We start from the raw sequence: 23,955 nt of genomic DNA, 5'->3' as shown, positions 1-23,955 counted from the left end.
AAGTTCTCGTCACATTCCTCGTCGGGGAGCGTCGGCTTGCGCTCCCTGGCCGGCGGCCACCTGCCGCAAGTAGGCGTTGGTGGCGCGCTCCTGGCCGATGGTCGTCTGGGGGCCGTGGCCGGACAGCACCACGGTCGAGTCGTCGAGCGGCAGGCACACGCGGGCCAGCGAGGCCAGCATGTCGTCCATGGAGCCGCCCGGCAGGTCCGTGCGTCCGATGGAGCCGGCGAACAGCAGATCGCCCGAGAAGAAGACCGACGGGATGTCGGTCGTCTCGGGCATCCGGAAGGTCACCGACCCCTTGGTATGGCCCGGCGCGTGCGCGACGGAGAACTCGAGTCCGGCCAGCTCCAGCCGTGCGCCGTCGGCCAGTTCGAGGACGTCGTCCGGCTCCCCGACGGTCAGCTCGCCCATCAGCGGCATGCCGATGGACCGGCCCAGCGCCTTCTCGGGGTCGCTCAGCATGTACCGGTCCTCGGGGTGGATCCAGGCCGGTACGTCGTGCGCTCCGCAGACGGGGACGACCGAGGCGACGTGGTCGATGTGGCCGTGGGTGAGGACGACGGCGACGGGCTTGAGCCGATGCTTCAGCAGTGCTTCCTCGACGCCTTCGGCGGCCTGGTGGCCGGGGTCGATGATCACACACTCCTCACCGGCGGCGGGGGCGACGAGATAACAGTTCGTCCCCCAGGCCCCGGCGGGGAACCCGGCAATGAGCACGATCGTCCTTCGTTGTGTCGATTCGGGTGGCTGCAAGCTGTGGTCCAGAGCCTACCGGCGCTGCCGTTTCCTCAGCGAACCCATATACGGTACGGGGCGACACGCAGTGGTCGGCTCACACAGCGCACAGGACGCACGCGCACCGGTCGACATACGACACGCATGAGGAGAGAACCCGGTGGTCAGCCAGGAGCAGCGGCGGCGTCAGCTCGCCCGGGAGAAGTTCTTGCGGCAGCAGCAGCGGCGTACCAGCGCACGACGCAAGACACGCATGCGCAACTCCGTGATCGCGTCGGTGCTCGGCGTGATCGTGATCGCGGGCGTCGGGCTGTACACGACCGGCGCGTTCAAGAACGACGACAAGGCGAACGCCAGCTCGGAGACGACGCCCAGCGCCGCGCCCAGCGCCAGCAAGGCACCGGACCCGTGCGAGAAGGCCGCGGCCGGCTCGGTGAAGAAGATGAGCTGGAAGAAGGAGCCGGCGATGACGATCGACACGTCGGCGAAGTACACGATGACGCTGTCGACGACCTGCGGCGACATCGGCATCGCGATGAAGACGTCGGCGGCCCCGCACACCGTGAACTCGTTCGACTTCCTCGCGTCGAAGGGCTACTTCGACCACACCAAGTGCCACCGGCTCACCACCAACGGCATCTACGTGCTGCAGTGCGGCGACCCGACGGGCACCGGAAGCGGCGGTCCCGGCTACACGATCCCCGACGAGAACCTGAAGGACAAAAGCCTGAAGGGCGGCGTCTACCCGGCGGGCACGATCGCGATGGCCAACACCGGCCAGAAGCACACCGGCGGCAGCCAGTTCTTCCTGGTCTACCAGGACAGCCAGTTGCCGCCCAGCTACACCCCGTTCGGCACGGTGGACGCGGCCGGGATGAAGATCCTCAAGAAAATCGCCGCCGCGGGTGAGAACACGGGACAGGGCGACGGAGCCCCGAACGCGACGGTCGTGATCAACAAGGCCACGGTCACGAAATCCTGACCACGAACTGCGAAATTTCGGTCGCGCGGGATGCGGACAGGCAACCCGCCGGTCGCCTATGTTGGCCGTGACGAAACTGTGGACGATGCCCGGGGGCGCTGAGGCCCCTCGCGGGCATCATGTGGAGGAGGCGCTGTGAGCAGCGACCCGTGGGGCCGCGTCGACGAGACGGGGACCGTGTACGTGCGTACGGCCGACGGCGAGCAGGTCGTCGGTTCCTGGCAGGCCGGCTCCCCCGAGGAGGCGTTGGCCTACTTCGAGCGCAAGTACGAGGGCCTGGTTGTCGAGATCGGCCTCCTCGAAAAGCGAGTACAGACCACCGACCTGTCCGCGAAGGACGCCCAGGTCGCCATCGACCACCTGCGCGAGCAGGTGGAGGCGCACCACGCGGTCGGTGACCTGGAGGCGCTGCGCACCCGGCTGGGCGAGCTGGTGAAGACCGTGGACTCGCGCCGCGAGGAGCGCAAGGCGCAGCGCGCCAAGCAGTCCGACGAGGCCCGTCAGGCCAAGGAGGACCTGGTCGCCGAGGCCGAGCAGCTGGCGCAGTCCGACCAGTGGCGGGCGGCCGGTGAGCGGCTGCGGTCCCTGGTGGACACCTGGAAGGGCCTGCCGCGCCTGGACCGCAAGTCGGACGACGAGCTGTGGCATCGCTTCTCGCACGCCCGGTCGGCGTTCTCCAAGCGTCGCAAGGCGCACTTCGCGCAGCTCGACGCGCAGCGCGAGGACGCCCGCAAGGCCAAGGAGAAGCTGGTCGCCGAGGCGGAGTCGCTGTCGGACTCGACGGACTGGGGTCCGACGGCCGCGCGCTACCGCGAGCTGATGGCCGAGTGGAAGGCCGCCGGCCGCGCCCAGCGCGAGCACGAGGACGACCTGTGGAACCGCTTCCGCGGCGCCCAGGACGTGTTCTTCGCGGCGCGCGGGTCCGCCTTCGCGGAGCGGGACGCCGAGCAGACGGAGAACCTGAAGCTGAAGGAGGAGCTGGCCGGCGAGGCCGAGAAGCTCCTGCCGATCACGGACCTGAAGTCCGCGCGGTCCGCCTTCCGCTCGATCAACGAGCGGTGGGAGGCCATCGGCCATGTGCCGCGCGACGCGCGTCCGAAGGTCGAGGGCCGGATGCACACGGTCGACCGGGCCATCCAGGAGGCCGAGGAGGCCGAGTGGCGCCGGACCAACCCGGAGGCACGCGCGCGTGCCGCGGGCCTGACCGGTCAGCTGCAGGCCGCCGTCGACAAGCTGCGGACGCAGATCGACCAGGCCCGCGCCCAGGGCAACGCGTCGAAGGCGGACAAGCTGGAGCGTGAGCTGGAGGGCCGCCAGGCGCTCCTGGACCAGGCCCTGAAGGGCCTCCAGGAGTTCGGCGGCTGAGCAGGACGGTTCTGCGAGAGGGGCCCCGTACACGGCGTACGGGGCCCCTCTCGTCGTATGTCCGGGCGCCGCTACGACCGGTTGCGCGCCGAGGTGACCCGGTAGACGTCGTACACGCCCTCCACGCCCCGTACGGCCTTCAGGACGTGGCCCAGGTGCTTGGGGTCGCCCATCTCGAAGGTGAAGCGGGAGGTGGCCACCCGGTCGCGGGAGGTCTGGACGGCCGCGGACAGGATGTTGACGTGCTGGTCCGACAGGACGCGGGTGACGTCGGACAGGAGCCGGGACCGGTCCAGGGCCTCGACCTGGATGGCGACCAGGAAGACCGAGGACTGGGTGGGCGCCCACTCGACGTCGAGGATGCGCTCGGGCTCGCGGGACAGCGACTCGACGTTGACGCAGTCGCTGCGGTGCACCGAGACCCCGCTGCCGCGCGTGACGAAGCCGATGATCGGGTCGCCGGGCACGGGGGTGCAGCAGCGGGCCAGCTTGACCCAGACGTCGTCGACGCCCTTCACGACCACCCCGGGGTCCTGGCTGCTGCGCCGCTTGCTGCGGCGGCCGCGGGTCGGCGGGACCGACTCGTCGATCTCCTCGGTGGCCGCCTCCTCGCCGCCGAGCGCCTGCACCAGCTTCTGCACGACGTTCTGCGCGGCCACATGGCCCTCGCCGATCGCCGCGTACAGCGAGGAGATGTCCGGGTAGCGCATCTCGTGCGCCAGCGTGACCAGCGAGTCGCCGGTGAGGATGCGCTGGATCGGCAGGTTCTGCTTGCGCATCGCGCGGACGATGGCGTCCTTGCCCTGCTCGATCGCCTCGTCCCGGCGCTCCTTGGAGAACCAGCCGCGGATCTTGTTGCGGGCGCGCGGGGACTTGACGAAGCCGAGCCAGTCGCGGGACGGTCCGGCGCCGGTCGCCTTGGAGGTGAACACCTCGACCAGGTCGCCGTTGTCCAGCGTCGATTCGAGGGGGACGAGACGGCCGTTGACCCTGGCCCCTATCGTCCGGTGGCCGACCTCGGTGTGCACCGCGTACGCGAAGTCCACCGGGGTGGCGCCGGCCGGGAGCGCTATGACGTCGCCCTTGGGCGTGAAGACGAAGACCTCGTTGCGGGACAGGTCGAAGCGCAGGGACTCCAGGAACTCGCTGGGGTCCTCGGTCTCCTTCTGCCAGTCCAGCAACTGCCGCAGCCACGCCATGTCGTTGAGGTGGTCGTCCTTGCCCTTGCCGGACGACTTCGGCACGTCGGTACGGACCTTGGAAGCGCCGGCGACGGCCTCCTGCTTGTACTTCCAGTGCGCGGCGATGCCGTACTCGGCACGGCGGTGCATGTCGAACGTCCGGATCTGGAGTTCGACGGGCTTGCCGTTGGGGCCGATGACCGTCGTGTGCAGCGACTGGTACATGTTGAACTTGGGCATCGCGATGTAGTCCTTGAAGCGCCCCGGAACCGGGTTCCAGCGCGCGTGGACGGTGCCCAGGGCCGCGTAGCAGTCGCGGACGGTGTCCACCAGGACGCGGATGCCCACCAGGTCGTAGATCTCCGCGAAGTCCCGGCCGCGGACGATCATCTTCTGGTAGACGCTGTAGTAGTGCTTCGGCCGGCCGGTGACGGTCGCCTTGATGCGGGCGGCGCGCAGGTCGGCCTGGACCTCGTCGGTCACTATGGCGAGGTACTCGTCCCGCTTCGGCGCCCGCTCGGCGACCAGCCGGACGATCTCGTCGTACATCTTGGGGTAGAGGATCGCGAACGCGAGGTCCTCCAGCTCCCACTTGATGGTGTTCATGCCCAGCCGGTGGGCGAGCGGCGCGTAGATCTCCAGGGTCTCGCGCGCCTTCTTCTCCTGCTTCTCGCGCTTGAGGTAGCGCATGGTGCGCATGTTGTGCAGGCGGTCGGCGAGCTTGATGACCAGGACGCGCGGGTCCTTGGCCATGGCGACGACCATCTTGCGCACGGTCTCGGCCTGCGCGGCCTCGCCGAACTTCACCTTGTCCAGCTTGGTCACGCCGTCGACGAGCAGGGCGACGACGTCGCCGAAGTCGCGGCGCAGGTCCTCCAGGCCGTACTCGGTGTCCTCGACGGTGTCGTGCAGCAGGCCCGCCATCAGGGTCGCCGGGTCCATGCCCAGCTCGGCGAGGATCGTGGTCACCGCGAGCGGGTGGGTGATGTACGGGTCGCCGCTCTTGCGCTTCTGGCCGCGGTGCCAGCGCTCGGCGACCTGGTAGGCACGCTCGATCTGGCGCAGCGTGGCGTTCTCGATCTTGGGGTCGTTGCTGCGGACTATGCGCAGCAGTGGCTCCAGGACCGGGTTGTACGGGTTCGCGCGCTGCACGCCGAGACGGGCCAGGCGGGCGCGAACGCGGTTGGAGGAGCCGGAGCGTGGGGGCTGGCCGCTGTTGGGGCGGGCCGCGGGGCGCTCGGGCGGGGCCGGCTTGGGGCGCGAGGTCTCCGCCGACTTCTCCACCGGCGCGGACTGGGCGTGCTCGACCGGCCCACGGGTGTCGTTCTTCGTCTGCGACACGTTCGGCGCGGGCTTGGCCGCGGGCGCCGAGGCGGACTCGGGCTTGGCGGCTGTCAGTGGCTGGGCCTCGTCTGGCAAGAGGGCTCCTCGTGCGCGATCCGGGTCCCCCGGTCAGGCTCCGGAGTGCCCATGGTAGCGATCCTGGGCCATGTCATCGCCTGCAGGCCGGAGGGAGAACCGTATACGGGAGGAACACCGGAGGCTGCCGTGGGATTCCGCGGGGGTGTCGTGCGGGTGGCCCGGGGCCCCGTGGAACGCGCACGGCCGCCCCCGAAGGGGCGGCCGCCTGGTCGGTGGTACGACGCTCAGACCTGGACGCTCAGACCTGGAGGAGGGCCTCCAGCGGCGCTCCCCGCAGGGCGGGCTCCAGGCGGCCGCGGCCGCCCAGGAAGCCCAGCTCCATCAGGACCGCGACGCCCGCGACGTCGGCGCCGGCGCGGTGGATCAGCTGGATCGCGGCCTCCGCGGTGCCGCCGGTGGCGAGCACGTCGTCGACGATCAGGATCCGGTCGTCCGCCCCGAGGTCCTCGGCGTGCACCTCGATCTCGGCCGAGCCGTACTCCAGCTCGTAGGCCTGGCGGAGGGTGGCTCCGGGGAGCTTGCCCGCCTTGCGGACCGGGATGAAGCCGAGGCCGGCGCGGACGGCGACCGGGGCGCCCAGGATGAAGCCCCGGGCCTCCAGACCGACGACCTTGGTGGCGCCGGTGCGCTCGGCGATCTCCGCGAGGGCGTCGGTGAGCGCGGTGAACGCGGCCGGGTCCGCGAGGAGCGGCGTGATGTCCTTGAACATCACGCCCTGCTCCGGGTAGTCCTCGACGTCCCGGATCCGGCTGAGCAGCAGTTCCTTGATGTCGGTCACCGGCGCTTCCCCGACGGGCGGCCGCGGCCGCCGCGGTTGCGGGACGCGGGCTGGTTGCGCGGGCCGACGACGGCCGGAGCCGCGTCGTCGGGGCCTTCGTCGGAGTCGCCCACCCGGGTCTCGGCCATCTCGTCCTCGGCCGCGGCCTGGGCACGCTTGGCGAGGACGCGCTTCCTGAGCGCCTTCATCTGCGGCTCGGCCTCCTTGAGGTCGGCGACGAGCGGCGTGGCGATGAAGATCGACGAGTAGGCACCGGCGGCGAGACCGACGAACAGCGACAGCGAGATGTCGTTGAGCGTGCCCGCGCCGAGGAAGCCGCCGCCGATGAACAGCAGGCCCGCGACCGGCAGCAGCGCGACCACCGTGGTATTGATCGAACGGACCAGGGTGCCGTTGATCGAGTGGTTGGCGATGTCGCTGAAGGTGAAGCGGGTCTGCTTGGTGATGTCCTTCGTCTGCTCCTTGAGGCTGTCGAAGACGACGACCGTGTCGTAGAGCGAGTAACCGAGGATCGTCAGCAGACCGATGACCGTGCCGGGCGTGACCTCGAAGCCGACCAGGGCGTAGATACCGGTCGTGATGGTGATGTCGTGGATCAGCGCGACCAGGGCCGCGACCGCCATCCGCCACTCGAAGGCGATCGCCAGGTAGATCACCACGAGGACCATGAAGATGCCGAGGCCTTCCCAGGCCTTGTTGGCGATCTCGTCACCCCAGCTGGGGCCGACCAGGTCGGAGTTGATGGACTCGGGGTCCACGTTCATGTCCTTGGCCAGCTTGGCCTTGGTCGCGTCCGACTTCTCGGTGTCCATGCCGGCGATCTGGATGCGCAGGCCGCCCGTGCCGAGCTTCTGCACGACCGCGTCGTGGCCGGAGGCATCCTGCGCGTAGGTCTCCGCCTGGGACACCGAGACGCTGGTCTTGGAGGTGGTGAAGACGGCGCCGCCCTGGAAGTCGATGCCCATGTTCAGGCCGCGCACCGCCAGGCCGACGATGGCCGTGATGGTGATCAGGATGGAGATGCCGTACCAGATCTTGCGCTTGCCGACGAAGTCGTAGCTGATCTCGCCGCGGTGCAGTCGGGCGCCGAGGTTGCCGAGTTTCGACATCGCTCACGCTTCCTTCGGGTCGACAGGGCCGGCGGTGGGGCCGGCGGGACGGCGGGTGCGGCGCAGCGGGGCCTTGGCGCCCAGGCCCTTCGGGTCCAGGCCCGACCACTTGTGGCCGCTCGCGAAGAACTTACGCCGGGCGAAAATCGTCATCAGCGGCTTGGTGAAGAAGAAGACGACGACCACGTCGAGCACGGTGGTCAGACCGAGGGTGAACGCGAAGCCCTGGACCTTGCCGACGGTCACGATGAACAGCACGGCGGCGGCCAGGAACGACACGAAGTCGGAGACCAGGATGGTGCGCCGGGCGCGCGGCCAGGCCCGCTCGACGGCGGGGCGCAGCGTGCGGCCCTCGCGGATCTCGTCCCGGATGCGTTCGAAGAACACGATGAACGAGTCCGCGGTGATGCCGATCGCGACGATCGCACCGCAGACGGCGGGCAGGTTCAGCGCGAAGTGGATCGTGGGGCCGAGCAGCGACATGATCGTGTAGGTCAGGATCGCGGACACCAGCAGCGAGGGGATCGCGATCAGCGACAGGCCGCGGTAGAAGGCCACCAGGTAGATGATGACCAGCGCGAGGCCGATGGCACCGGCCAGCAGACCGGCGTGCAGCTGCTGACCACCGAGGGCGGCGGTCACCGTGGTGACGCTCTCCGTCCTGAAGGAGAGCGGGAGCGCGCCGTACGACAGCACGTTGGCGAGGCTCTGGGCCTCTTGCTGGGTGAAGCTGCCGGAGATCTCCGCCGAGCCGCCGGTGATGGACTGGCTCACGGTCGGGCTGGAGACGACCTCGCCGTCGAGGACGATGCCGAACTCGTTCGTCGGCTGGGTGGTGTTCTTGGCGAGCTCGCCGGTGACGTCCGCGAACTTCTTGGAACCGCTGCCGGTGAAGGTCATCTGGACCTGCCAGCCGGCGGCACCCTGCGTGTCGAAGACGGCCTGGGCCTTCTTGACGTCGGTGCCGTCGACGCGGGCCGGGCCGAGCACGTACTTGAACCAGGCGTCGCCGATCTTGCCGCAGGCCACGGTGGTGTCGGTCGGCTTGGCGCTCTTACCTGCGGTGGCGCGCTGGGCGGCCTTGGTGCAGTCCAGCGCGGTGTACTCGGCCTGAAGCTTCGAGGCCGCGGCGGAGGCACTGGCGGAGGCGCTCGCGTCGGCAGAGGAGGTGGCGGAGGGGCTCGCCGAGGAGGAGGCGGACGCCGAGGACGACGGCGTGGAGCCGGCCTTCAGGGCGTCGGTGACCGCGCGGCCCTGCGAGGTGGCCGAGGAGGACGGCGAGGCGGACGACCCGGTCGCCTTCTGGGAGCCGGACGCGCTGCTCGACGGGGAGGCGCTCGGGGAGGAGCTGGAGCTACCGCCGGCGGACGCGCTCGGGGAGGCGCTCGGCGAGGCGGCGGCGCTGGCCTCCTGGGCCAGGACCGGGCGGAAGTACAGCTTTGCGGTGGTGCCGACCTGCTGGCGGGCCTCTGCGGAGTTGGTGCCCTTGGGGATGTTGACGATGATGTTGCTGGTGCCCTGGGTCTGGACCTCCGCCTCGGACACGCCCAGACCGTTGACACGGCGGTTCATGATCTCGACCGCGGTGTTCATGTTGGTCTTGTTGATCGCGTTGGGCTGGCCCGGCTCGTTCCTCGCCTGCAGCGTGATGCTCGTACCACCGGCCAGGTCGATACCGAGACGCGGAGTGGTGTTTCCGGAGGCGAACATTCCGCCGGTGAGCGCCACGATGGCGATCAGGATGAGGGCCAGCGAGCGCCCTGGCTTGCTCTGGGCGCTCGCGCTCCGGCCCCTCTTAGGTGCTGCCACCTTCTCGTACTCCCTCTCGGGCCGCCGCGCGCCTGGTCGGTGCGGTCGGCCATCACATGGTGTCGGGATCCCGTGCGGGAAACAGACGCGCCCGGGGTGCGAGGTGCGTGTGGGATCTACGCACCGCTCCCCGGGGCACGGCTACTTCGCGTCGGAGTCGCCGTCGGTCTTCTTCGGCTCTTCGTCGGCCTTCGCCTCGGCGGTCACGGACTCGGCCGGCCCGTCGGTCTTCTCCGCGGCCTCGGCCTCGTCCTCGGCGGCGTCCTTCTTCCCGAGGTCGACGGCCTTGTCGTCGGAAGCGGCGGCAGCGTCGGCAGGCGCGTCGTCGGTCTCGGTGAGGGAGGAGGCGTCGTCCGGAACGACGTCGCTGTCGGACTTCAGGTCGTGCTCGATGCCGTGCACGATGCGGTTGTACTCGTCGTCCGTGAGGATGGCGCCGATCGCGTTCTTGGCGAAGAGGAGGTCGACGCCCGGGCCGGCGTCGAGGAGGACCGTGTCCTCGTTGACTTCCTTGACCGTCGCGTACATGCCCCCGATGGTGCGGACCCCGTTGCCGGGCTGGATCTCGTTCCGCATCTGCGTGGCCTGCTGCTGACGCTTCCGGGTGGAACGCGTCATCAGGAACATGGCCGCGATGAGGACGATGAACACGAGAAGAGGCAAGCTATTCACGGGACGGAATTTCCTTCGCGCAGCCGCGGCGGTGAGCGGCCTGGATGATGGGGGTGTGGTCGGCGCCGCCCGCAAAGGCGGCATCGGCGGAGTCTAAGCGAGTCCGCGCGCATGGAACAACGCTCAGCATGGCACCTGGGTTCCTGGGCCCGCCAATGCCCCGCCGTCACGAAGCGATCACGTCTGCGGCCGGAGCCTGGTCGGCGGGCGGCGGTCCGTCCGGGTGGGGAGTGGCCGGAATCCGGCAGCCGGGCCCGGTACACCGGGGGCTCGGCACGTTCTCACCGGCAACGGTTCGGGAGCCGCAGGGCGCGGCCACGGTCGTCGGCCGCACCGAGGACCGGGCACCGGACGCGCGCGGACCCGGACGCCGGGTTTCCGGGACCGGGGACCAGGTTTCCGGGACCGGGGGTTTCCGGGGCCGGGGATCGAGTTTCCCGGACCGGGGGTTTCCGGGACCGGGGGTTTCGGGGCCGGGGGTTTCCGGGGCCGGGGATCGAGTTTCCCGGGCCAGGGGCCACCTTTTGGGATCGGGATTCCTGGACCGGGCACCGGTTCTTCGCAGACCCGGACCCCGGATGTCCGCCGGGCCGGAGCCCAGCGGACAGTCTGTGCGCAGACCTCGCGGCCCTCTCAGACCTCGCCGCCGTCGCCCCCGGCTCGGTGTCAGGTGCCGAACAGGTCCTGCTGGCCGGTTCCGCCCGCCGCGCCGCGTGGGGCGGTCAGACCCAGGTGGGCCCAGGCCGCGGGGGTGGCGACGCGGCCGCGTGGGGTGCGGGCCAGCAGGCCCTCGCGGACCAGGAAGGGTTCGGCGACCTCCTCGACCGTCTCCCGCTCCTCCCCCACCGCGACGGCGAGGGTCGACAGGCCGACCGGGCCGCCGCCGAACAGCTTGAGCAGGGCCTCCAGGACCGCGCGGTCCAGCCGGTCCAGGCCGCGCTCGTCCACCTCGTAGACGGCGAGCGCCGCGTGCGCGATCTCGGGCGTGATCAGCCCGTCCGCCTTGACCTGCGCGTAGTCGCGGACCCGGCGCAGCAGCCGGTTGGCGATGCGGGGCGTGCCACGGGAGCGGCCGGCGATCTCGGCGGCGCCGGCCGGCTCGATCTCGACGTCCAGCAGATTGGCCGAGCGGTGCACGACCCGCTCCAGCTCGCGCGGCTCGTAGAACTCCATGTGCGCGGTGAAGCCGAAGCGGTCGCGCAGCGGGGGCGGCAGCAGCCCCGCGCGCGTGGTCGCGCCGACCAGCGTGAACGGGGGCAGCTCCAGGGGGATGGCGGTGGCACCCGGCCCCTTGCCCACGATGACGTCGACGCGGAAGTCCTCCATCGCCATGTACAGCATCTCCTCGGCGGGCCGCGACATGCGGTGGATCTCGTCGAGGAAGAGGACCTCGCCCTCCTGGAGGGAGGAGAGGATCGCGGCCAGGTCGCCGGCGTGCTGGATGGCGGGGCCCGAGGTGATGCGGATCGGGGCACCCATCTCGGCCGCGATGATCATGGAGAGGGTGGTCTTGCCCAGGCCGGGGGCGCCGGAGAGCAGCACGTGGTCGGCGGTGGCGCCACGCGCGCGTGCGGCGCGCAGCACCAGGTCGAGCTGTTCGCGGACCTTCTCCTGACCGATGAACTCGCCCAGGTCCTTGGGGCGCAGGGCGGCCTCGACGGCCTGGTCCTCACGGTCGGCGACGGCGCCCACCAGCCGCTCCGCGTCGGTGCCGGTGTCGCTCGGGTCGTCCCAGTTCATAAGTGATGTGCCTCAGCGGTGGTGGGGTCAGCGGGCGCGGTTGAGGGTCTGCAGGGCCGCCTTGAGCAGGCGGCCGACCTGGGGCGGGCCGTCGGCGGCCTCGGCCTGCGGGGCGACGGCGGTGACGGCCTCGTCGGCCTCCCGGGTCGCGTAGCCCAGGCCGATCAGGGCGGCGTGCAGCTGGTCGCGCCAGCCCTGGCTGACCGGAGCGCCGATCGCGGGCGCCCCGACGGGCTCGCCGAGCCGGTCCTTCAGCTCCAGCAGCAGCTTCTGGGCGCCCTTCTTGCCGATGCCGGGGACGGCGATCAGCGCCTTCTCGTCACCGGTGGCGACCGCGCGGCGCAGCGCGTCCGGGCTGTGCACGGCGAGCATCGCCTGGGCCAGCCGCGGCCCGACCCCGCTCGCCGTCTGGAGCAGCTCGAAGACCTGGCGCTCGTCGTCGTCCACGAAGCCGTAGAGCGTGAGCGAGTCCTCTCGTACGACCAGGGAGGTGGCGAGCTTGGTGGGCTGGCCCATGCGCAGTCCCGACAGGGTGTTGGGGGTGCACTGGACGGCGATGCCGATCCCGCCCACCTCGACGACCGCGGAGTCCGGGGCGAGGGCGGCGACCGGGCCGCTCACGAAGGCGATCATGCCGTACGGCCTTTCGTTGCGTTGGCTGCGTGCAGGGCGACGGCCTGCTGGAGTCGGTTCTGCGCGGGGGCGCGCCAGATGTGGCAGATGGCGAGCGCGAGGGCGTCGGCGGCATCGGCGGGCTTCGGCGGGGCGCTGAGCCTGAGCAGCCGGGTGACCATGGCGCCGACCTGGGCCTTGTCGGCGCGCCCCGAACCGGTGACGGCGGCCTTGACCTCGCTGGGCGTGTGCAGCGCGACGGGGATGCCCCGGCGGGCGGCGCACAGCATGGCGACGGCGCTGGCCTGGGCGGTGCCCATCACGGTCCGTACGTTGTGCTGGCTGAACACCCGCTCCACGGCGACGAATTCGGGCCGGTGCTGGTCCAGCCACTGTTCGATGCCCTGCTCGATGGCGACGAGGCGACGGCCGAGTTCGGCGTCCGCGGGGGTCCGCACGACCCCCACACCGACCATGGTGAGCGGCCGCCCGGCAACGCCTTCGACGACCCCGACCCCACACCGGGTCAACCCGGGGTCCACCCCCAACACGCGCACCGCGCCCCTCCCTTCGGTCACCTGTTTGTGCAGGCTAGCGGGTGCCACCGACAACGGCCGACATGACGACGGGCCGACGGGTGTGTCCCGTCGGCCCGCTCGGTCGGCTCAGCCCGCGGCGGCGCTACGCGTCGACCTTCTCCATGACCTCGTCGCTGACGTCGAAGTTGGCGAAGACGTTCTGGACGTCGTCGCTGTCCTCGAGGGCGTCGATCAGCTTGAAGATCTTCTTGGCGCCCTCCTCGTCCAGCTCGACCTGCATGGTCGGGACGAAGTTGGCCTCGGCGGAGTCGTAGTCGATGCCGGAGTCCTGCAGGGCGGTGCGGACCGCGACCAGGTCGGTGGCCTCGCTGAGGACCTCGAAGGACTCGCCCAGGTCGTTGACCTCCTCGGCACCCGCGTCCAGGACGGCACCCAGGACGTCGTCCTCGGACAGCTCGCCCTTGGGGACGATCACGACGCCCTTGCGGTTGAAGAGGTACGACACCGAGCCCGGGTCGGCCATCGAGCCGCCGTTGCGGGTCATGGCGACGCGGACGTCGGAGGCGGCGCGGTTGCGGTTGTCGGTGAGGCACTCGATGAGCACCGCGACGCCGTTCGGCCCGTAGCCCTCGTACATGATCGTCTCGTAGTCGGCGCCGCCGGCCTCCAGGCCGCCACCGCGCTTGACCGCGGAGTCGATGTTCTTGTTCGGGACCGACTGCTTCTTCGCCTTCTGGATGGCGTCGTAGAGGGTCGGGTTGCCCTCGATGTCGACGCCGCCCATCCGGGCCGCGACCTCGATGTTCTTGATCAGCTTCGCGAAGAGCTTGCCGCGCTTGGCATCGATCACGGCCTTCTTGTGCTTCGTCGTAGCCCATTTAGAGTGGCCGGACATCTGCCTGTCTCCTTCGCGTAACCCATCCAAACAACGAACGCCAGAGATCCTACTAGGACTCCGTCGCCCGGTAGGCGTGCACCATGTCGACGAACAGGGAGTGCACGCGGTGGTCGCCGGTCAGTTCCGGGTGGAACGACGTGGCGAGCGCGTTGCCCTGGCGGACCGCGACGATGTGGCCCTCGTGCTCGGCGAGCACCTCGGCCTCCGCGCCGACGGACTCGACCCAGGGGGCGCGGATGAACACGCCCTCCACCGGGTCGCCGCCGATCCCGCGGACGTCGACCGCCGCCTCGAACGACTCGTTCTGCCGCCCGAAGGCGTTGCGGCGCACGATCATGTCGATGCCGCCGACGGTCTCCTGGCCCGAGCGCGGGTCGAGGATCTTGTCGGCGAGCATGATCATGCCCGCGCAGGTGCCGTAGACGGGCAGTCCGTCGCGCACGCGCGCGCGGAGGGGTTCCATCACGCCGAACAGGACGGCCAGCTTGGAGATGGTGGTGGACTCGCCGCCGGGGATGACCAGGCCGTCCACCTCGGCGAGTTCCTCGGGGCGCCGGACCGGCCTGGCCACGGCGTCCGCCGCGGCCAGGGCGATGAGGTGCTCCCGTACGTCGCCCTGGAGGGCCAGGACGCCTATGACAGGAGTGTTCATGGGTTACCAGCCGCGGTTGGCGTAGCGCTCGGTCTCGGGGAGGGTGTCGCAGTTGATGCCGACCATGGCCTCGCCGAGGTTGCGGGACGCGTCCGCGATGATCTTCGGGTCGTCGTAGAAGGTCGTCGCCTTGACGATGGCGGCGGCGCGCTTGGCCGGGTCGCCGGACTTGAAGATGCCCGAGCCGACGAAGACGCCCTCGGCGCCGAGCTGGCGCATCAGGGCCGCGTCGGCCGGGGTGGCGACGCCGCCGGCGGAGAACAGCACGACCGGCAGCTTGCCGAGCTCGGCGACCTCCTTGACCAGCTCGTAGGGGGCGCGCAGCTCCTTGGCCGCGGCGTACAGCTCGTTGTTGTCACAGCCGCGCAGCTTGGCGATCTCGCCCTTGATCTGGCGCAGGTGGCGGACGGCCTCGACGACGTTGCCGGTGCCGGCCTCGCCCTTGGAGCGGATCATGGCCGCGCCCTCGGCGATCCGGCGCAGGGCCTCGCCGAGGTTGGTGGCGCCGCAGACGAAGGGGGTGGTGAAGGCCCACTTGTCGGAGTGGTTGACCTCGTCGGCCGGGGTGAGGACCTCGGACTCGTCGATGTAGTCGACGCCGAGCGACTGCAGGACCTGGGCCTCGACGAAGTGGCCGATCCGGGACTTGGCCATGACCGGGATGGAGACGGCGTCGATGATGCCCTCGATCATGTCCGGGTCGGACATCCGGGCCACCCCGCCGTCCTTGCGGATGTCGGCCGGGACCCGCTCCAGGGCCATGACGGCGACGGCGCCCGCGTCCTCGGCGATCTTCGCCTGCTCCGGCGTGACGACGTCCATGATCACGCCGCCCTTGAGCTGCTCGGCCATGCCGCGCTTCACACGGGCGGTGCCGGTCTCGGGGGCCTGGTTCTCACTGGTGGACACGGGTGACCTCACTCGCTGAAAGAGGGTTTCTGCAAACACCGAGGAAACGCGAGCGGACCAGTCCACAGCAAGGGCCAATGAGAAGGCGGTGGATCGTTTTCGGGTCAGGCCGCGCGCTCGACCAGCGCGGCAGGCGGTTCGTCGTCCATCTCGAAGGCCAGCGGGAAGGGGGCGTGCCCGGCCAGCCGGAACCAGCGGACCTTGCGGTGTTCGCGCAGCCGGCGGGCGGCGCCGACGGCGTCGTTGTGGAAGCGGCGGGCCATCGGGACCCGGCGTACGGCCTCGGCCAGCTCGCCCGCGGCAGCGTCGCCGCCAGGGGCCACCCGGACCTCCTCGACCTGCTGCGGATGCTCGAAGACGGCCCGCAGTGCCTGGCTCAGCTCGCTCTCCGCGACCTCCCGCTGCTCCTCCTCGGCCTGCCGGGCGGCGTGCGCGGCCTCGTACAGCACGATCGAGGCGGCGGGATCCAGCACCCCCGAGGTCGCCAGTTCCTGGGCCACCGAGGCCCGCCGCAGCAACTGGGCGTCGAGAGCGGCCCGCGCCGCGTCGATCCGCGCGTGCAGCCGGTCCAGACGGCCCGCGGTCCAGCTCAGGTAGAGGCCGATCACCACGAGGGCGGCGAGAATCCAGAGGGTCCAGACGAGGGAAGCGCTCACGGGCGGAACGCTATAGGACGCGCCACATCGCCGGCCCCCGCAGGACGCCCCCGGACCAGCGCCCCTTCGGGGCGCTGGGGGTACCCCCGGCCGAAGGCTGGGGGAGGAACTGCGCGACCAGCCCCGACGGCGCCGCACCCGTCAGACGGCATAGCGCGGCCCCCCGGACACGGCGGTCCTCCCGGCGAAGCGGCTAGTCCCGCGCCAGTCCGAACCGCGCCCGCAGCCCCGACCGCTCGTCGGCCGCCACCGCCGCCGCGCCCGCCGTCACCGTCTCGTAGACGGACAGGATGTCCGCGCCCACGGTCGACCAGTCGAAGCGCCGCACGTGCACGCTGCCGTGCTCGCGCAGCCCGGCCCGGCGCTCCGGGTCCTCCAGGAGCCCTACCGCGGCCCGGGCCAGCGCGTCCGCGTCCTCGTTGGCGAACAGCTCGCCGGCCGCCCCCTGGTCGAGGACCTGGGCGAAGGCGTCGAGGTCGGAGGCGAGGACGGGGGCGCCCGCGGACAGCGCCTCGACCAGGATGATCCCGAAGCTCTCGCCGCCCGTGTTGGGCGCGATGTACAGGTCGAGACTGCGCAGGAAACGGGCCTTGTCCGCGTCGCTGATCATGCCGAGGAACTCGACGCGGGGGCGCAGCTCGGCGGGGAGGGACTCCACCGCGGCCTCCTCGTCGCCCCGGCCGGCCACCAGGAGCCGCGTCTGCGGGCGGGCGGCGAGGATCCTGGGCAGGGCCTTCATCAGGACCGGGAGGCCCTTGCGGGGCTCGTCGATGCGGCCGATGAAGCCGATGGTGTCGCCCTGCCACTCGGGGCGCGGCTCGGCCTTGGCGAAGAAGTCGACGTCGACGCCGTTGGGGATCACTACGGCGTCGCCGCCGAGGTGCTCGACCAGGGTGCGGCGGGCGTACTCGCTCACCGCGATCCGGGCGCTGATCTTCTCCAGGGCCGCCTGGAGGATCGAGTACGCGGCGATCATGGCGCGGGAGCGCGGGTTGGAGGTGTGGAAGGTCGCCACCATCGGGCCCTGCGCCGCCCAGCAGGTCAGCAGGCCGAGGGACGGAGAGGTCGGCTCGTGGATGTGGACCACGTCGAACGCGCCGTCGTGCAGCCAGCGGCGCACCCGCGCGGCGGACAGGAAACCGAAGTTGAGGCGGGCCACCGAGCCGTTGTAGGGCACCGGGACGGCACGGCCGGCCGAGACGACGTAGGGCGGCAGCGGGGTGTCGTCGTCGGCGGGGGCGAGGACGGAGACGTCGTGGCCCAGGCGGATGAAGTACTCGGCGAGGTCGCGGATGTGGAACTGGACGCCACCGGGGACGTCCCAGGAGTAGGGGCAGACGATGCCGATCCTCACGACGGTTCCTTCGCGGGGTCGAGGTCGGCGAGCCACAAGCGCTGGAGCATGTGCCAGTCCTCCGGATGGTCGGCGATCCCGGTGGCGAAGGCGTCGGCCAGCGCCTGTGTCATGACAGACGTCTTCGCGGCCCGGTCACCTGACTCGGGTACCTCGATCGGGGCGTGCACCCGGCCCTGCAGGATCGGGGTGTCGTCGTACCAGAGCGTCACGGGCAGGAGGAGCGCGCCGGTCTGCTGGGCCAGCAGGGCCGGTCCGGCGGGCATCCGCGCGGTGTCGCCGAAGAAGCCGACCTCGATGCCGGAGGCGGACAGGTCGCGGTCGGCGACCAGGCAGACCAGGCCGCCGTCACGCAGCCTGCGGGCCAGGGTTCCGAAGGCGGAGCCGCCGCTGTGCGGCAGGACCTCCATGCCGAGGCCTTCACGGTAGGTGACGAAGCGGTCGTAGAGCGTCTCGGGCCTGAGGCGCTCGGCGACCGTGGTGAACGGCGTCCGCAGTTCGGTGGTGACCCAGGCCCCGGCCAGGTCCCAGTTGGCCAGGTGCGGCAGCGCGAGGATCACACCGCGGCCGGAGGCGAGGCCGTCGGTGAGGTGGTGGACGTCCTTGGGGACGAAGCCGGTGCGGATCCGCTCCTCGCTCCAGGACGGCAGCCGGAAGGACTCCATCCAGTAGCGCAGGTAGGAGCGCATGCCCGCGCGGGAGAGCTCGCGCAGCTGTTCCGGGCTCGCGTCGGGCCGCACGCGCGCGTAGTTGGATTCGAGCCGCTGGACGCCCTTGCCGCGCTGCTTCCAGGCGAGGTCGGCGACGGAGTTGCCGAGGCGCACCGCGACCGGTTCGGGGAGCTTCCTGACGGTGCTCCAGCCGAGACCGTACAGAGCGTCGGTGACCCGGTCGGCGGCGGTCACTGCCCGGCCTCGCTCCCGTGCGAGGCCTTCTCGCGCTCGGCCGCGGCCTCCGCCTCGGCGGACTCCCGGCGGACCGTGACGACCCGCTGGACCAGGGTGACCAGGCTGCCGACGGCGACGATCCACAGGGCGATCGGGAGCAGGATCTGGATGTGCGGCACACCGAACTTGTGGAAGCCGGCCAGCCCGGCCGCCACCAGCGAGATCACCAGGCGCTCGGCGCGCTCCACGAGGCCGTTGACCGCCACCGGCAGCCCGATCGACTCGCCGCGCGCCTTGGTGTACGACACCACCTGGCCGCTGGCCAGGCAGAAGATGGACACCGCGCACAGGACGTCGTTGTTCCCGTTGCCCGCGTACCAGAGGGCGAAGCCGCCGAAGATCGCGCCGTCGGCGACCCGGTCCAGGGTGGAGTCCAGGAAGGCGCCCCAGCGGCTGGTGCGGCCCAGCTGGCGGGCCATGTTGCCGTCCACCAGGTCCGAGAAGACGAACAGCGTGATCACGATCGTGCCCCAGAAGAACTCGCCCCGGGGGAAGAAGACCAGCGCGCCCGCGACGACTCCGGCCGTGCCGAGGAGCGTGACCGTGTCCGGGCTCACGCCCCGGCGGATGAGAAACGCGGCGAACGGTGTGAGGACACGCGTGAAGAATGCACGCGCGTACTTGTTCAGCATGGCCTTCCCGACGGTCGTTGCGCCGTGCGGCCCCTGCTGGCCACCCCGGCTGGCCCATCGTAGCCACGCGCGCGTGTGTGCGACGGGTGGGCACTCGCAGTCGGGACCGGCGGCCCGCCGGGAAGGGTCCCGCAGGCGCGATCACGTCCTTCGTATGGACGCACCGTGACGGGAGTGGAAAGCTCGAATAACCGCGGGCGTCATCGGAGCCGCCACCGCACGCGGCCCGCCATGCTCGCCCGCGCCCACAGAGACCTCACCGTGCACGGGAGGCAAAACCATGGGCGACAAGGTCAAGGAACACCCCGGAGCCGCCGGCAGGGCAAGGGCGGCCGACCACCCCGCGTCTGTACGGAATGTGGTGCTGGTCGGCCACTCCGGATCGGGCAAGACCACCTTGGTGGAGGCGCTCGCGCTGACCGCGGGAGCGGTGAACCGGGCGGGCCGGGTGGAGGACGGCGGGACCGTCTCGGACTACGACGACATCGAGCACCGGCAGCAGCGCTCCGTACAGCTGTCGCTGGTTCCGGTCGAATGGAACGGAATCAAGATCAACATCCTGGACACCCCGGGATACGCCGACTTCGTCGGTGAGCTGAGGGCCGGTCTGCGCGCGGCGGACGCGGCCCTCTTCGTCGTCTCGGCCTCGGACGGGGTGGACGGCTCGACCCGGATGGTGTGGGAGGAGTGCGCGGCCGTCGGCATGCCGCGGGCGATCGTCGTCACGCACCTGGAGGCCGCCCGCGCGGACTTCACGGAGATGACCCGGGTGTGCGCCGAGGCGTTCGGCGCCGACGACCCCGATGCCGTGCTCCCGCTCTACACGCCGCTGTACGGCCCGCAGGGCCCGGACGGGCACGCGCCCGTGACCGGACTGGTCGGGCTGCTCACGCAGAAGCTGTTCGACTACTCCACCGGGGAGCGCAAGGAGTCCGAGCCGGGCCCCGAGCAGCTGCCGGACATCGAGGACGCCCGCAACCGGCTCATCGAGGGGATCATCGCGGAGAGCGAGGACGAGACGCTCATGGACCGCTACCTGGGCGGCGAGCAGATCGACCTCAAAACACTGATCGAGGACCTGGAGCGGGCCGTGGCACGCGGGGCCTTCTTCCCCGTCCTGGCCGCCGCCCCGGCCGCCGACGGCGCCCGCCAGGGCCTCGGCACGGTCGAGCTCCTGGAGCTGGTCACCGGCGGCTTCCCGACCCCGTTCGAGCACCCCACACCCGGGGTGACCACCCTCGACGGCACACCGCGCGAGATCAAGCCGTGCGACACGGGAGGCCCCCTGGTCGCGGAGGTCGTGAAGACCGCGTCCGACCCTTACGTCGGCCGGGTCTCGCTGGTCCGGGTCTTCTCCGGCACCCTGCACCCGGACGAGACGGTCCACGTCTCCGGGCACGGCCTCGCCGACCGCGGCCACGAGGACCACGACGTCGACGAGAAGATCGGCGCGCTGTCCACGCCGTTCGGCAAGCAGCAGCGCCCGGTCACCCATGTCATCGCCGGTGACCTGGCGTGCGTGGCGAAGCTCGGCCGCGCGGAGACCGGCGACACCCTCTCGGGCCGGGACGACCCGCTGCTCATGGAGCCGTGGGAGATGCCCGACCCGCTGCTGCCGCTCGCCATCGAGGCGCACAGCAAGGCCGACGAGGACAAGCTCTCGCAGGGCCTCGCCCGGCTCGTCGCCGAGGACCCGACCATGCGGCTCGAACAGAACCAGGACACGCACCAGGTGGTGCTGTGGTGCCTCGGCGAGGCGCACGCGGACGTCGCCCTGGAGCGGCTGCGCAGCCGGTACGGCGTCCAGGTCGACGTCGTCCCGCACCAGGTGTCCCTGCGGGAGACGTTCGCCGGGAAGTCCGGCGGGCGCGGCCGGCACGTCAAGCAGTCCGGCGGGCACGGGCAGTTCGCGATCTGCGAGATCGAGGTCGAGCCGCTACCGGGCGGCTCCGGCATCGAGTTCGTCGACAAGGTGGTCGGCGGCGCGGTGCCCCGGCAGTTCATCCCGTCGGTCGAGAAGGGCATCAGGGCCCAGGCCGTCAAGGGGGTCGCCGCCGGGTACCAGTTGGTCGACGTGCGGGTCACCCTGCTCGACGGCAAGGCGCACTCGGTGGACTCCTCCGACGCCGCCTTCCAGACGGCGGGCGCGCTGGCCCTGCGGGAGGCCGCGGCGGACGCGAAGATCCACCTCCTGGAACCGGTGGCCGAGGTGTCCGTGCTGGTCGGCGACGACTACGTGGGCGCGGTGATGAGCGACCTGTCCGGACGGCGTGGCCGGGTGCTCGGCACCGAGCAGACCAGCGGCGGGCGCACCCTGATCAAGGCCGAGGTACCGGAGTTCGAGATCGGCCGGTACGCGGTCGACCTGCGCTCCCTGTCGCACGGCACGGCGCGTTTCAGCCGCTCCTACGCCCGGCACGAACCAATGCCACCGCAGATCGCCGAAAGGATTCGCGAACAGGCCAAAGTCACCTCCTGACCGGTGTCGGCGCACGTGTTCGGCGGGCGGCTTCGGCCGTCCGCCGACGGTTGCCGGTGGCTGGGGATACTCTGACTACTTGATCAACAGGTGTGCGGAGTACGGAAGTCGGGAAGGCCGCAGGAGCGGGACGGCGGCAAGTGGGGGCGGGAATGAGCTTCGAGGACTTCTTCGGGCCACAGGTGCCCAGGCCGGGCGGCGAGGCGCAGGCCCCGACCTACGCCCTGGCGTCGGCGGCCTACCGGGACACGCCGATGGAGGAGATCAAGAAGGCCGACAACGAGTGGCACCAGTCCACGGTCACCGAGGGCCGCAAGTGGGCCAAGATATTCCGGCCCAACTTCGGTGAGGCGTACTCCCAGGCGGTCATCGACCGCATGCTGGGCGTCGGCCGCAAACCCCTCATCCAGTCCTTCGGCAGCGAGCCCCAGGTGGTCGTCGAGCACTGCCTCGCCGCCAACCGCATCCGCCGGGAGCGCGACAACCGGCTCGCCGCCGTCATGTTCCTGTTCGGCGTGCTCTTCCTGCCCGGACTGCTGGTCTGGCTGGGCGTCTTCCAGCTCCGGGCCACCATGCTGAAGGCCGACAACAAACGGGTCTCCGGGCTCGGCAGCGCCCTGCTGGCCGCCGTCGGCGTCCTCGCGGTCGTCTTCCTGATCCGGATGCCCCTGGCCGGGTTCTGGGGCTGGTACGCGCGCGGCTGCATCGTGCTTCCCGTCGTCGGCTGGTACCTGGCCAAGCGGCTGTGCGAGCGCACCGCGCGGGACCTGCGCGAGGCCTGGGACGGACTGCTCTCCGGCGGCAGCGTCGGCGCGAAGGTCCCCGAGGCGGTGCCGACCAGCCCCGACCAGGCCGCGGCCGAGCAGCTGCGCCAGTCCCTGGCCCGGCTCAGCGCCGAACAGCAGTCCAACTCGGTCTTCTACGCCGGCCCCAAGGGCATACTCGGCATGGGCACCCGCTGGGGCTCCTGGCACCTCGCCGAGGAACTGGTCCCGCTCGATCCGGTCAAGGGCATCCACGAGTTCCGTGCGTGGACGGTCGTCCGGGAGATCGAGAAGGAGCTGAGCGTGCTGCACCGGCAGCACCTGAAGACCGGCGGCTTCCCGACCCCGCAGGTCAGGCACTGGATCGTCACCCACGTCGGAGAGGGCGCCAAGGCGGTGTCCCGGCCCGAGGGGACCGACTACAAGGTGGGACCGGCCGACGTGGAGCGGATCTGCAACAGCAACCACTTCGACAAGGGCGAGCGGCACTACCTGGGCGTGCAGTGGCCGCACCTGTGGGACGGCGGCCTGATCATCACGATGATGGCCACCGTGACCGTGCTGAAGGAGACCCTGCGGATCGAGGTCACCGGACACGCCCTCGGCCCGGTCAACGGCCTGTTCAGCGGCAAGCCCGAGGCCCCCACCAAGACGGTCGCCAAGACCGTCCGGTTCTGGGAGACCCGCACGGTCAAGCTGCCCCTGGTCACCCCGGACGAGGTGGTGCGGCTCGCCGCGCGGGCGGCGGTCAGCTGGTATCCGCCGCTGCTCAAGTGGCTCGGTGGTTCCATCGGCCTGCCCGAGCCGTTCGGCCTCCGGCACGCCTGGGCCGACCAGCCGTGGAAGCACCGCTTCATGGCCGACGACGCGCTGCGCGCGGCCACGCCGGTGCTCCGGGCGGTGCACCGGGCCGCGTTCACCGTGCTCAAGGAGCACGACGTCAACATGGACAAGTTCAACGCGCGGGCCGGGGCGCTCAGCGGGTCGGTCCAGGAGGCTTCGCCGAAGAAGGCCGACACCTACGACGCGTGAGCCTCCGGTGGTTCGGCCGAGGAGGCGGGGCGGGCACCGGCCCCCGGGGGCAGCCGCCCCCGGACCCCCGCTTCGGCCTGGACGGCCGCGTCCTCAGACGCCGGACGGGCTGCTCAAGGTGACGTCGGCCAGGCCTCGGCCAGCATCTTGCGGGTGTCCGCCAGGAGCTGGGGCAGTACCCGGGTGTGGCCCACCACCGGCATGAAGTTCGTGTCGCCGCCCCAGCGGGGCACGATGTGCTGGTGGAGGTGGGCCGCGATGCCGGCGCCCGCCACCGTGCCCTGGTTCATGCCGATGTTGAAGCCGTGGGCGCCGGACGCCGTGCGCAGCGCGGTCATCGCCTGCTTGGTCAGCTCGGCCAGTTCGACCGTCTCCGGCCCCGTCAGGTCCGTGTAGTCGGCGACGTGCCGGTACGGGACCGTCATCAGGTGGCCGCCGTTGTACGGGTAGAGGTTGAGCACCGCGTAGACGTGCTCGCCGCGCCGGACGATCAGCCCGTCCTCGTCGGACTTGGCCGGGATCGAGCAGAAGGGACAGCCGTCGTCGGCGCCCGGACCGGTCGGCTTGTTCTCACCCTGGATGTAGGCCATCCGGTGGGGTGTCCACAGGCGCTGGAACGCGTCCTGCGTCCCCACTCCGATCTGCTGCTCCGGCTCACTCGTCATGCTAGGCAGCATATGGCTTC

Annotated in this window: 21 protein-coding genes; 4 read left to right on the top strand and 17 right to left on the bottom strand. The window is 70.9% G+C overall.

Going from position 1 to position 23,955, the window contains the following annotated elements; translation table 11 throughout:
* Positions 1–9 precede the first annotated feature (9 nt).
* Positions 10–720: an MBL fold metallo-hydrolase gene (locus AB0472_RS04255; protein WP_366353228.1), complete on the bottom strand. Its 711-nt coding sequence runs from the start codon at positions 718–720 to the stop codon at positions 10–12.
* A gap of 178 nt (positions 721–898) precedes the next feature.
* Between AB0472_RS04255 and AB0472_RS04250 the strand changes: the two genes are divergently transcribed.
* Positions 899–1,720 carry a peptidylprolyl isomerase gene (locus AB0472_RS04250; RefSeq protein WP_366353227.1) on the top strand — a complete coding sequence of 274 codons (822 nt, stop codon included), beginning with the start codon at positions 899–901 and terminating at the stop codon, positions 1,718–1,720.
* Between the two features lie 135 nt (positions 1,721–1,855).
* Positions 1,856–3,085, top strand: a complete 1,230-nt coding sequence (locus tag AB0472_RS04245; RefSeq protein ID WP_366353225.1) for a DUF349 domain-containing protein — start codon at positions 1,856–1,858, stop codon at positions 3,083–3,085.
* Between the two features lie 71 nt (positions 3,086–3,156).
* Here the strand turns inward: AB0472_RS04245 and AB0472_RS04240 are convergent, their stop codons facing one another.
* From AB0472_RS04240 to pgsA, 15 genes are all read right to left on the bottom strand, one after another.
* Entirely contained in the window at positions 3,157–5,685 is a 2,529-nt protein-coding gene (locus AB0472_RS04240) for a bifunctional (p)ppGpp synthetase/guanosine-3',5'-bis(diphosphate) 3'-pyrophosphohydrolase (RefSeq protein ID WP_366353223.1), read from the bottom strand.
* Between the two features lie 241 nt (positions 5,686–5,926).
* Complete coding sequence (locus AB0472_RS04235) at positions 5,927–6,466, bottom strand: adenine phosphoribosyltransferase (protein ID WP_366353221.1); 540 nt, start codon at positions 6,464–6,466, stop codon at positions 5,927–5,929.
* The gene (gene secF / locus AB0472_RS04230) at positions 6,463–7,575 is read right to left on the bottom strand and encodes a protein translocase subunit SecF (protein ID WP_366353220.1); all 1,113 of its coding nucleotides are present in this window, start codon (positions 7,573–7,575) and stop codon (positions 6,463–6,465) included. The genes AB0472_RS04235 and secF overlap by 4 nt, the downstream gene beginning before the upstream one ends.
* 3 nt (positions 7,576–7,578) lie before the next feature.
* Positions 7,579–9,384 carry a protein translocase subunit SecD gene (gene secD / locus AB0472_RS04225; RefSeq protein ID WP_366353218.1) on the bottom strand — a complete coding sequence of 602 codons (1,806 nt, stop codon included), beginning with the start codon at positions 9,382–9,384 and terminating at the stop codon, positions 7,579–7,581.
* Positions 9,385–9,525: 141 nt separating this feature from the next.
* The gene (yajC, locus tag AB0472_RS04220; protein WP_366353216.1) at positions 9,526–10,056 is read right to left on the bottom strand and encodes a preprotein translocase subunit YajC; all 531 of its coding nucleotides are present in this window, start codon (positions 10,054–10,056) and stop codon (positions 9,526–9,528) included.
* Positions 10,057–10,722: 666 nt separating this feature from the next.
* A complete protein-coding gene (ruvB, locus tag AB0472_RS04215) occupies positions 10,723–11,796 on the bottom strand; it encodes a Holliday junction branch migration DNA helicase RuvB (RefSeq protein WP_366353215.1) in 1,074 nt (357 codons plus the stop codon).
* Between the two features lie 27 nt (positions 11,797–11,823).
* Positions 11,824–12,429, bottom strand: a complete 606-nt coding sequence (gene ruvA / locus AB0472_RS04210; protein WP_366353213.1) for a Holliday junction branch migration protein RuvA — start codon at positions 12,427–12,429, stop codon at positions 11,824–11,826.
* On the bottom strand, positions 12,426–12,965 hold the full coding sequence (ruvC, locus tag AB0472_RS04205) for a crossover junction endodeoxyribonuclease RuvC (protein WP_366353212.1): 540 nt from the start codon (positions 12,963–12,965) through the stop codon (positions 12,426–12,428). The genes ruvA and ruvC overlap by 4 nt, the downstream gene beginning before the upstream one ends.
* 124 nt (positions 12,966–13,089) lie before the next feature.
* Positions 13,090–13,842, bottom strand: a complete 753-nt coding sequence (locus AB0472_RS04200) for a YebC/PmpR family DNA-binding transcriptional regulator (protein ID WP_133025988.1) — start codon at positions 13,840–13,842, stop codon at positions 13,090–13,092.
* A 52-nt stretch (positions 13,843–13,894) separates the two neighbouring features.
* Positions 13,895–14,497 carry a pyridoxal 5'-phosphate synthase glutaminase subunit PdxT gene (gene pdxT / locus AB0472_RS04195; protein WP_366353210.1) on the bottom strand — a complete coding sequence of 201 codons (603 nt, stop codon included), beginning with the start codon at positions 14,495–14,497 and terminating at the stop codon, positions 13,895–13,897.
* A 3-nt stretch (positions 14,498–14,500) separates the two neighbouring features.
* Positions 14,501–15,406, bottom strand: a complete 906-nt coding sequence (gene pdxS / locus AB0472_RS04190) for a pyridoxal 5'-phosphate synthase lyase subunit PdxS (RefSeq protein WP_366353208.1) — start codon at positions 15,404–15,406, stop codon at positions 14,501–14,503.
* A gap of 104 nt (positions 15,407–15,510) precedes the next feature.
* A complete protein-coding gene (locus AB0472_RS04185; protein ID WP_366353206.1) occupies positions 15,511–16,062 on the bottom strand; it encodes a hypothetical protein in 552 nt (183 codons plus the stop codon).
* A 193-nt stretch (positions 16,063–16,255) separates the two neighbouring features.
* Entirely contained in the window at positions 16,256–17,416 is a 1,161-nt protein-coding gene (locus AB0472_RS04180) for a glycosyltransferase family 4 protein (RefSeq protein ID WP_366353205.1), read from the bottom strand.
* Positions 17,413–18,321, bottom strand: coding sequence for a phosphatidylinositol mannoside acyltransferase (locus AB0472_RS04175; protein ID WP_366353203.1), 909 nt, complete (start codon positions 18,319–18,321; stop codon positions 17,413–17,415). Before AB0472_RS04175 ends, AB0472_RS04180 begins: the two co-directional genes overlap by 4 nt.
* Positions 18,318–18,995, bottom strand: coding sequence for a phosphatidylinositol phosphate synthase (gene pgsA / locus AB0472_RS04170; RefSeq protein ID WP_366353201.1), 678 nt, complete (start codon positions 18,993–18,995; stop codon positions 18,318–18,320). The genes AB0472_RS04175 and pgsA overlap by 4 nt, the downstream gene beginning before the upstream one ends.
* A gap of 280 nt (positions 18,996–19,275) precedes the next feature.
* Here pgsA and AB0472_RS04165 point away from each other — a divergent pair, with 280 nt between their 5' ends.
* Both AB0472_RS04165 and AB0472_RS04160 read left to right on the top strand, forming a co-directional pair.
* Positions 19,276–21,474 (top strand): elongation factor G-like protein EF-G2, encoded by a 2,199-nt coding sequence (locus AB0472_RS04165; protein WP_366353199.1) that lies wholly within the window; start codon positions 19,276–19,278, stop codon positions 21,472–21,474.
* Between the two features lie 152 nt (positions 21,475–21,626).
* Positions 21,627–23,270: a hypothetical protein gene (locus AB0472_RS04160; protein ID WP_366353197.1), complete on the top strand. Its 1,644-nt coding sequence runs from the start codon at positions 21,627–21,629 to the stop codon at positions 23,268–23,270.
* Between the two features lie 113 nt (positions 23,271–23,383).
* On the opposite strand, the gene AB0472_RS04155 is transcribed toward AB0472_RS04160, so the two are convergent.
* Positions 23,384–23,947, bottom strand: coding sequence for an HIT domain-containing protein (locus AB0472_RS04155; RefSeq protein WP_093505304.1), 564 nt, complete (start codon positions 23,945–23,947; stop codon positions 23,384–23,386).
* Positions 23,948–23,955 lie beyond the last annotated feature (8 nt).

The sequence above is a fragment of the Streptomyces sp. NPDC086777 genome, from assembly GCF_040702065.1.
Classification (GTDB): Bacteria; Actinomycetota; Actinomycetes; order Streptomycetales; family Streptomycetaceae; genus Streptomyces.
The sequence above is the reverse complement of the archived record's forward strand: the minus strand, read 5'-3'. Positions and strand labels throughout refer to the sequence as shown.

Coding starts and splice junctions, on each gene's coding strand:
- AB0472_RS04165 (WP_366353199.1), top strand. CDS start 19,276: ATGGGCGACAAGGTCAAGGAACACCCCGGAGCCGCCGGCAGGGCAAGG.
- AB0472_RS04200 (WP_133025988.1), bottom strand. CDS start 13,842: ATGTCCGGCCACTCTAAATGGGCTACGACGAAGCACAAGAAGGCCGTG.
- pgsA (WP_366353201.1), bottom strand. CDS start 18,995: ATGCTGAACAAGTACGCGCGTGCATTCTTCACGCGTGTCCTCACACCG.
- ruvA (WP_366353213.1), bottom strand. CDS start 12,429: ATGATCGCCTTCGTGAGCGGCCCGGTCGCCGCCCTCGCCCCGGACTCC.
- AB0472_RS04160 (WP_366353197.1), top strand. CDS start 21,627: ATGAGCTTCGAGGACTTCTTCGGGCCACAGGTGCCCAGGCCGGGCGGC.
- secF (WP_366353220.1), bottom strand. CDS start 7,575: ATGTCGAAACTCGGCAACCTCGGCGCCCGACTGCACCGCGGCGAGATC.
- pdxT (WP_366353210.1), bottom strand. CDS start 14,497: ATGAACACTCCTGTCATAGGCGTCCTGGCCCTCCAGGGCGACGTACGG.
- ruvB (WP_366353215.1), bottom strand. CDS start 11,796: ATGAACTGGGACGACCCGAGCGACACCGGCACCGACGCGGAGCGGCTG.
- AB0472_RS04155 (WP_093505304.1), bottom strand. CDS start 23,947: ATGCTGCCTAGCATGACGAGTGAGCCGGAGCAGCAGATCGGAGTGGGG.